We start from the raw sequence: 8,163 nt of genomic DNA, 5'->3' as shown, positions 1-8,163 counted from the left end.
TGATGACCCGCGACGCATGCCACCGATCGAGCTGGTGCGCCTGGCGCGCGTCGAGGCCGAGGCTACGGCGCGCGGTTCGTCGGGGGCGAGGCGGTGCGCGCCTCCGCGGGGCCGGATGGGGTGACGGCCTCACTCGCCGACGGCACGGTGCTGCGGGCCCGCCGCCTTCTCCTCGCCACCGGGCTCCGCGACCTCCTGCCCTCGATCCCCGGCCTCGCCGAGCGCTGGGGCCGAGACGTGCTGCACTGCCCGTACTGCCACGGCTTCGAGGTGCGCGGGCAGCGCATCGGCGTGCTCGGCAGTTCTTTCGCCCCGCACCAGGCGCAGATGTTCCGACAGCTGAGCGAGCGGACGTCGGTCCTCCTGAACGGGACGCCCGCGCCGACAGGAGACGAGGCCGCGGCGCTCGCCGCGCGTGGGATATCCCTCGTGCCGGGCACCGTCGAGGAGATCGTTGTCGATGGCGACCGCCTCACGGGCGTCCTGATCGAGGGGCGGCTGCATGAGCTCGACGCGGTCGTCGTCGGCCCGCGGGTCGAGGGACGGCTTCCGGAGGGGCTCGGGCTGGAGCTCGCGGATCACCCGTCGGGGGTCGCGCAGCACCTCGCCGTCGATCCGATGGGCAGGACGAGCGTGGCCGGAGTCTTCGCCGCCGGCTCGCTGGTCGAGCCGATGGCGCAGGTGGTCGCCTCGGCCGCCGACGGTCTGCGGGTGGGAGCAGCGATCAACTACGACCTGATCGAGGAGGAGATCGCCCAGGCGGTGCGCGCGGCGTGATCGACGAGCCCGCTCAGCGCCGGCGGTACTCCAGCTCGGGGCGCCCGGGGGAGCCGTAGCGGGGCGCGCGGTCGGCGACTCCGGTGTCAGCGAGGTGCTCGAGGTAGCGGCGGGCGGTCACCCGCGAGATGTCGAGGCGGGTCGCGAGCTCACCTGCCGAGAGGCCGACCGGGCCCAGCAGGGCGGTCACCGCCTCGAGGGTCTCAACCGAGAGCCCCTTGGCCAGGCCGGGCGCGTTCGAGGTGCGGAGGGCCGCGAACGCGCCGTCGACCTCGTGCTGGCTGGCGACAGCGGTGCCGTGCATCCGCTCCCGGAAGGCCCGGTAGCTGGAGAGTTTGGCGGCGAAGACGCCGAAGACGAACGGCTTGATCAGGTACTGCACGATGCCGGCGGCGACGGAGGCGCGCACGACGGCCGCGTCGCGCACGGCGGTGATCGCGATCACGTCGACCTCCAGGCCGGCCGCCCGCACCGCCCGGCAGAGGTCGAGCCCGCCCATGTCCGGCAGATTCATGTCGAGCAGGATGAGGGCGATCCCCGGATCTGCGCGGAGCGCTCGGATCGCCTCGGCCCCGCTGCCCGCGACCGCCGCCACCTCGAATCCCTCCACCCGGCGCACGTAGTCGGCGTGCGCGTTCGCGGTCAGCGGCTCGTCCTCCACGACGAGCACGCGGATCACGACGCCACCCGCGACGGGAGCGGCAGCTGCACCGTGAACACCGCGCCCACGTGGCGCGAGACCTCGATCGTCCCGCCGAGCCGCTCCACCACCTGCTGCACGAGCGCCAGGCCGATCCCGCGGCCGAACGCGTCCGACTCCTTCGTCGAGTAGCCGCGGGCGAAGACATCGGCGGCGGCCTCGACTCCCGGGCCGCTGTCCGAGACCTGGACGACCAGATCCCCGTCGGCCAGCCCGAGGTAGACCTCGACCCACGGTTCCCGCTCGGGGGCGGAGGAGGCCGCCGCGTCGAGCGCGTTGTCGATCAGGTTGCCCAGCACGGTCACCAGGTCGCCCGGCTCGAGGCCCTGCGTGCCGGGTTCGAGGTGGGTCTCGAAGTGCAGCTCGACTCCGCGCTCGCGCGCCTGCGCCGCCTTGCCCAGCAGGAGCGCGGCGATCACGGGCTCCTGCACCGAGCCGAGCACCCTGTCGGCCAGACGCTGACTGAGAGTCAGCTCGCCGGCCGCAAAGGCCAGGGCCTCATCCGGGCGGCCCAGCTCGATCAGCGACGCGATGGTGTGCAGGCGGTTCGAGAACTCGTGGGTCTGCGAGCGCAGGGCGTCCGAGAGCGTGCGCATCGACTCGAGCTCACCGCTCACCCGTTGGAGCTCGGTGCGGTCGCGGAGAGTCGTGACCGTGCCCAGCGGTCGGGCGCCGGGGGAGGCGGCGGGCCGCTCGTTCACCACGAGGATCCGCTCGTGCGCGACGACCAGGCGGTCGGCGACCGGCTCGTCGGCCTGGAGCAGCTCCCGCAGAGCCTCGGGGATGTCGAGCTCGGCGACGGGTACCGGCGTGCGCAGGCCCTCGAGCCCGAGCAGCTCGAGCGCGTGGTCGTTGGCGAGCACGAGCCGGCCGCGGTCGTCGACCAGCAGCAGGCCCTCTCGCACCGAGTGCAGCACCGACTCGTAGTAGGCGAAGACCTGGCCCATCTGCTCGGGCCCGCGCCCGGCGGTGACCCGCCGCAGGTAGCGGGCGAGGAGCCAGGAACCGACCGCGCCGAGGGCCACGGCCCCCACCACACCCCAGGCGACGACCTGCACGCGCGCGGCGAAGGAGGCGTCGACCGCCGAGAGCGTCACTCCTGCCGACACCAGCGCCACGACCGTCCCGTCGGCGCTCTCGATCGGAGCCACAGCCCGCACCGAGGGGCCGAGGGTGCCGGTGTACGTCTCGGTGAAGGTGCGGCCCTCGAGCGCGGGCTCGATCGTGCCTCGGAAGGGCAGGCCGATCTGGTCGCGGTCGCGGTGGGTGTAGCGGGTTCGGTCCGGGCTCATGATCGTGAGGAAGTCGACGCCGGTGTCCGCCATGATCTCCTCGGCGTACGGCTGGAGGCCGACCGACGGATCCGGTGCCCGGGCCGCCTCGAGCACGAACGGGTTGTCGGCGACCGTCCGGGTGACGACCAGGCTGCGCTGGGCGGCCTCGTCGCCGGCCCGGCCCCTGGCGTCGAGGGCGAGCACCGCGACGGCGGCGCCTCCGATCAGCAGGATGCACAGCAGCTGCACGACGAACAGCCGTGCGGCGATGCTGCCGCGCGGGCCGCGGACGAGAGGCGTCCTGACCATCCGCACCCCTTCGTCCGCCGGTTCGCCCGGGCGTGAACAGTATGAACGCAACGCAGGCGCCCGGCCCAGGCGGGTCCACGATCGTCGTATCCCCTCACCTCGACGAAGAGAAGGACACGCTCATGGCGAAGACTCCCGGCCGACCGGCCGACCGGTTGATCCCCGCGGTCACCCCCGCGAAGAAGACCCGCAGGAGGATCGACCGCAACCACTGGCTCTACATCGCGGTGATCATCGCCGTGGCCGCGGGTGTGGTCGTCGGCCTCCTCGCTCCGGCGTTCGCCGCGACGCTTGAGCCGGTCGGCAGAGCGTTCGTCGGCCTCATCAAGATGATGATCGCCCCCATCATCTTCTGCACCATCGTGATCGGCATCGGCTCGATCGCCAAGGCCGCGACGGTCGGCAAGGTCGGTGGCCTCGCCCTCGGCTACTTCATCGTGATGTCGACCTTCGCCCTGGCGATCGGCCTCGTGGTCGGCAACGTCCTGCACCCGGGAGAGGGCCTCGACATCTCGAGCGCCACCTACGACACGAGCGATCTCAAGGTCGAGAGCACCTCGGACTTCATCCTCGGGATCATCCCGGTCTCGCTGTTCTCGTCGCTGGTCGACGGCAGCATCCTGCAGACCCTCTTCGTGGCCCTCCTGGTCGGCTTCGCCCTGCAGAAGATGGGAGCGAAGGGCCAGCCGATCCTCGGCGCGATCAAGCAGCTCCAGGTCCTGGTCTTCCGCATCCTCTCGATGGTGCTCTGGGTCGCTCCGATCGGCGCGTTCGGTGCGATCGCCGCGGTCGTCGGCAAGACCGGCTGGGGCGCGGTCGTCGCCCTCGCCACGCTGATGATCGGCTTCTACATCACCTGCGCGATCTTCGTGGTCGTGATCCTCGGCCTGCTGCTGCGCCTGGTGACCGGAGTCAGCATTTTCTCGCTGATGAAATACCTGGCCCGCGAGTACCTGCTCATCGTCGGAACCTCCTCCTCCGAGGCGGCGCTGCCCCGCCTGATCGCGAAGATGGAGCACCTGGGCGTCTCCAAGCCGGTCGTCGGCATCACGGTGCCCACCGGCTACTCCTTCAACCTCGACGGCACCGCGATCTACCTCACGATGGCCTCGCTCTTCATCGCCTCGGCGACCGGCACCCCGATGTCGATCCCGGAGCAGATCGGCCTGCTGCTGTTCATGATGATCGCCTCGAAGGGCGCGGCGGGTGTCACCGGAGCGGGCCTGGCCACCCTCGCCGGCGGCCTCCAGTCGTTCCGCCCCGACCTGGTGAACGGCGTCGGAGTGATCGTCGGCATCGACCGCTTCATGTCGGAGGCGCGCGCGGTCACCAACTTCACCGGGAACGCCGTCGCCACCCTGCTGGTGGGCACCTGGACCAAGCAGATCGACATGGTTCAGGTCCGCGAGGTCCTCGGCGGACGCTCGCCCTTCGACGAGACCACCCTCGGCGCGGACGAGCACGACGGTGCGGCCTCGGGCACCTCGATCACCGAGGGGATCGCGTCGATCCAGGACTCGGATGAGGCGGCGCGGATGCGCGCGGAGATCGCGGGCACGCGGTAGGACCGACCGCCGGAGGCCCCGCCCGGACTTCCCGGGTGGGGCCTCCGCCGTGTGAGGCGTCAGCGCCGGCGTACGCCGAGCAGCGGAAGAGTCACCGAGCAGAGCGGCCCGATCAGCGTGGCGAAGAGCAGGGTTCCGAGGCCGACGTCGCCTCCGAGCAGCCAGCCGATCATCAGGACCGTCACCTCGACGCCCGAGCGGCCGAGCCAGATCGGCAGGCCCGTGCGGGCGTGCAGGCCGAGCATCAGCCCGTCGCGAGGGCCGGGGCCGAGGTGGGCGCCGATGTAGATCCCGCTCGCCACCGCGAGTAGGAGCAGGCCGCCGGCGAACAGCAGGCCGCGGGCCCACCACTCCTCGGGCGCCGGCAGCACGCGCAGACCGACGTCGATCATCGTGCCGACCACCAGCACGTTCAGCACAGTCCCGAGGCCGGGCCGCTGCCGCAGAGGGATCCACAACAGGAGGACGAGCAGTCCGATCAGGTTGGTGAGCAGTCCGATCCCGAGTCCGCTCTGGCGGGCCAGGCCTTGCGCGAAGACGGTCCAGGGATCCACTCCGATAGCCGCGCGGATCATCATCGCGTCGGCGAATCCGTAGAGCGCGAGGCCCGCGAGCAGCCGCGGAAGGGGGCGGAGGCGCCACTGGCTCGCCGGACGAGCGGCGGCCGCGACGGGAGCGGTGATCGTCATAGCGGATAGTTCATCGTGCCATTGGCCTTCTCCGCGCGGTCCAATCCGACTACCTTGGATGCATGGCTGATGTCCACTTCGGCGCTCGCGCCCTGCAGACCCTCCTCGGCGACTGGCGCGAGCAGCGCGGAACGCGACCGGCATACCTCGCGCTCGCGACCGGATCCGCCTGCTCGGCATCGACGGCCGCATCCCCGCGGGCAGCCGCCTCCCCGCCGAGCGCGAGCTCTCGGCCCGTCTGGGCGTGAGCCGCACCACCGTGGCCGCCGCCTACCGCGAGCTGCGCGACAGCGGCTACCTCGTGAGCGTGCGTGGCTCGGGCAGCGTGACGCGCCTCCCCGGAGCGGCGGTGCACGCCGTGCCCTCGCTCGCACCCGACTTCCTCGACTTCACCAGGGCCGCGCTGCCCGCCGTGCCGGAGCTGGCCGACGCATACACCCGGGCCGCGCAGCTGGCTCCGGAGCACTTCGACACGGGCTCCTACGACACGATCGGCCTTCCCGAACTGCGGCGCGCGATCGCCGAGCGCTACACCCGCCGCGGCCTGCGCACCGAGCCCGGCCAGATCATGGTGACCATCGGCGCGCAGCACGCGATCGCCTTGGTCGCTCGAACCCTCTTGGCCCGCGGCGACCGCGCCCTGATCGAAGCGCCGACCTACCCGCACGCCTACGAGGCGTTACGGCTCGCCGGCGCGCGGCTGGTGCCCGTCAACGTCGACGGCGCCGACGGCTGGGACGGCGAGGGCCTGATCGCAGCGCTGCGCGGCACGAGCCCCAGCCTGGCCTACCTGATGCCCGACTTCCACAACCCGACCGGCCGTTCGATGACGCCCGAGCTGCGGGAGCGGGCGATCGCCGCGGCCGCCCGGCAGGGGACCCTGATCGTCGCGGATGAGACGACCGCCGAGCTCGACATCGACCGCAGGATGGCGCCCCTGCCGTTCGCCGCCTACGGGCCCGAGGGGACGGTGCTCTCCATCGGATCGGTCGGGAAGACGCTGTGGGGAGGCATCCGCATCGGCTGGATCCGGGCCGAGCGGGCGGTCATCCGCAAGCTCGCCCTCGCACGCTCGGCGAGCGACCTCGGCACGCCGATCCTGGAACAGCTGCTGGTCGCCGACATGCTCGGCCGGATGGACGAGGTGCTGGAGCTGCGACGCGAGCAGCTCCGCGCGGGCCGCGACCACCTCGAGGCGGCGCTCGCCCGCGCGATCCCGGAGTGGAGCGTGCCGCGGGTCTCGGGTGGCCTCTCGACCTGGGTCGGGCTGGGGCGGCCGGCGAGCTCGCAGCTGGCGCTCGCCGCGCGGACGGCGGGCCTGCTGATCACGGCGGGACCGCGCTTCGGGATCGACGGCGCTTTCGAGCGCTTCCTGCGCATCCCGATCGGCTACACGCCCGAGGCGACCGACCGGGCCGTGGGCGCCCTCGCGTCCGCGTGGGCGCAGGTGGCCCGGCACCCGGCGGCCGACCCGGGATACTTGGCCGACGTGGTGTGACGCGAGGCCGCTGGTCACGGCGGGGGAGGCTCGGTCGCGATCGTGTGCGGGCCGGGGGGACTCCGTGCCGGCGATGACGAGCGTCGACGTGTGACCGGGTTCTCCCGCGTCGGCGGACGACGCGATCGGGGCTGGTGGGGAGGTCGTTGGAGCCGTCACCTCTGCGTCCTCGCTCGTCATGATGACGATACTCGCCACGATGATGCCGGCGGCCGCCAGCGCTCGCTCGTCCTCGTGCTTCTGAGGCGCCCGACGAAGACCCCCCTCGTCAGCTGCCATCCCCCTCGATGCTCACGCCGAGGTGCCGTCCTGCCCTGGTGCTGTCACGTGTCGTTCTCCCTCTCGGCGTACGGGCCCGCTCGCTCGGAGGCCGGGTCGACGCGGGGTCGCGGACTACGGACCCCGGCCTTTCGACCTTATCGACATCCGTCGCGGTCATCCGCGTTGCCCCTCGAGAGCCTTCGGTACGATGCCGGATGGCTTCCTTCACCTCGGACGTGATCCTGCTCTGCCTCACCCACGACGGAGCCTGGGCGGGCGGCGGGACTGGGCCGTCGGAGGCCGCTGGCGCAGCGGCCCTGGCCGACGCGGTCCTCTCGGGCGCGGTGCTCCTGGGTGAGCGCGGGGTCGAGGTCGTCGACGTCGCTCGGCTGCCCGCTCGATTCGGCGCGGTCCTCGAGCGCACGTCGGAATTGGGCGCCGTCGTCGATGAGCTGGGCGAGGACGAACTGGACGGTGCACTCGACGAGCTCGAGAGCAGAGGTGTTGTGTCGGTTATACGGTCAAAGTTTCTCGGAATGTTTCCGACCGTGCGGATCACCGTGCTCGACGATGCGCCGCGCAGCGCCCTCGTCGCGGAGCTCGCCGCGCTCGTCGAGGGGCGGCAAGCGGAGCCTCATGCGGCCCTCGCCTTCTCGATCCTCGACGCGGCGCGCATCCTGCCCTTCGTCCTCAAGGTGCCGGAGGAGCGGCGGGCCGCAATCCTCCGCGGAGCGATCGACGCAGGCGGTGTTGCCGAGGGGGCGGCCCGCTCGCTCGAGCAGCTACGCGTCGCTGTCTACACCACGGTCTTCTCCGCTGGCCCACTCCTCTGACCCCGGTGGCGCATATCGCTTGGGGTAGCCCGTCCTCGGCGGGTTGGCGAGAGGACGCGGGTTTGGCCCGGGTACACCTCGCATCCCCGTACTTTCTGATCAGAGCGATCGAACCCGGCGCGACCGGTGGCGGATCAACCCTCTCAGATTGAAGTATTATCGGATAACTGATATTATGTCAGTTTGACCGTATGCGGCCTCTAAAGAGGAGCTTGTCCCGCTGGCAAACGCGCCCCTTGAGGGTTATTCACGGGTCC

8 protein-coding genes are annotated in these 8,163 nt (G+C 71.6%); 5 read left to right on the top strand and 3 right to left on the bottom strand.

Annotation, left to right across the window (positions count from 1 at the left end; genetic code table 11):
* Positions 1-120: 120 nt before the first annotated feature.
* Positions 121-777 carry an NAD(P)/FAD-dependent oxidoreductase gene (locus tag ACH61_RS12735; protein WP_068212555.1) on the top strand — a complete coding sequence of 219 codons (657 nt, stop codon included), beginning with the start codon at positions 121-123 and terminating at the stop codon, positions 775-777.
* A 13-nt stretch (positions 778-790) separates the two neighbouring features.
* Here ACH61_RS12735 and ACH61_RS12730 read toward each other — a convergent pair whose 3' ends face one another.
* Positions 791-1,456, bottom strand: a complete 666-nt coding sequence (locus ACH61_RS12730; protein WP_068212553.1) for a response regulator — start codon at positions 1,454-1,456, stop codon at positions 791-793.
* Positions 1,453-3,060 (bottom strand): sensor histidine kinase, encoded by a 1,608-nt coding sequence (locus ACH61_RS12725; RefSeq protein WP_068212551.1) that lies wholly within the window; start codon positions 3,058-3,060, stop codon positions 1,453-1,455. The genes ACH61_RS12730 and ACH61_RS12725 overlap by 4 nt, the downstream gene beginning before the upstream one ends.
* Positions 3,061-3,182: 122 nt before the next feature.
* Between ACH61_RS12725 and ACH61_RS12720 the strand changes: the two genes are divergently transcribed.
* Complete coding sequence (locus ACH61_RS12720; protein ID WP_068212549.1) at positions 3,183-4,625, top strand: cation:dicarboxylate symporter family transporter; 1,443 nt, start codon at positions 3,183-3,185, stop codon at positions 4,623-4,625.
* A 59-nt stretch (positions 4,626-4,684) separates the two neighbouring features.
* On the opposite strand, the gene yczE is transcribed toward ACH61_RS12720, so the two are convergent.
* A complete protein-coding gene (yczE, locus tag ACH61_RS12715) occupies positions 4,685-5,314 on the bottom strand; it encodes a membrane protein YczE (protein WP_068212547.1) in 630 nt (209 codons plus the stop codon).
* Positions 5,315-5,376: 62 nt separating this feature from the next.
* Here yczE and ACH61_RS18510 point away from each other — a divergent pair, with 62 nt between their 5' ends.
* From ACH61_RS18510 to ACH61_RS12705, 3 genes are all read left to right on the top strand, one after another.
* The gene (locus ACH61_RS18510) at positions 5,377-5,562 is read left to right on the top strand and encodes a hypothetical protein (protein WP_236713680.1); all 186 of its coding nucleotides are present in this window, start codon (positions 5,377-5,379) and stop codon (positions 5,560-5,562) included.
* On the top strand, positions 5,478-6,812 hold the full coding sequence (gene yczR, locus ACH61_RS12710; RefSeq protein ID WP_330220167.1) for a MocR-like transcription factor YczR: 1,335 nt from the start codon (positions 5,478-5,480) through the stop codon (positions 6,810-6,812). Before ACH61_RS18510 ends, yczR begins: the two co-directional genes overlap by 85 nt.
* A gap of 476 nt (positions 6,813-7,288) precedes the next feature.
* Positions 7,289-7,906, top strand: a complete 618-nt coding sequence (locus tag ACH61_RS12705; RefSeq protein ID WP_068212545.1) for a GPP34 family phosphoprotein — start codon at positions 7,289-7,291, stop codon at positions 7,904-7,906.
* Positions 7,907-8,163: the final 257 nt, after the last annotated feature.

Origin of the sequence: Rathayibacter tanaceti (genome assembly GCF_001634385.1) — a bacterium.
GTDB lineage: Bacteria > Actinomycetota > Actinomycetes > Actinomycetales > Microbacteriaceae > Rathayibacter > Rathayibacter tanaceti.
The sequence above is the reverse complement of the archived record's forward strand: the minus strand, read 5'-3'. Positions and strand labels throughout refer to the sequence as shown.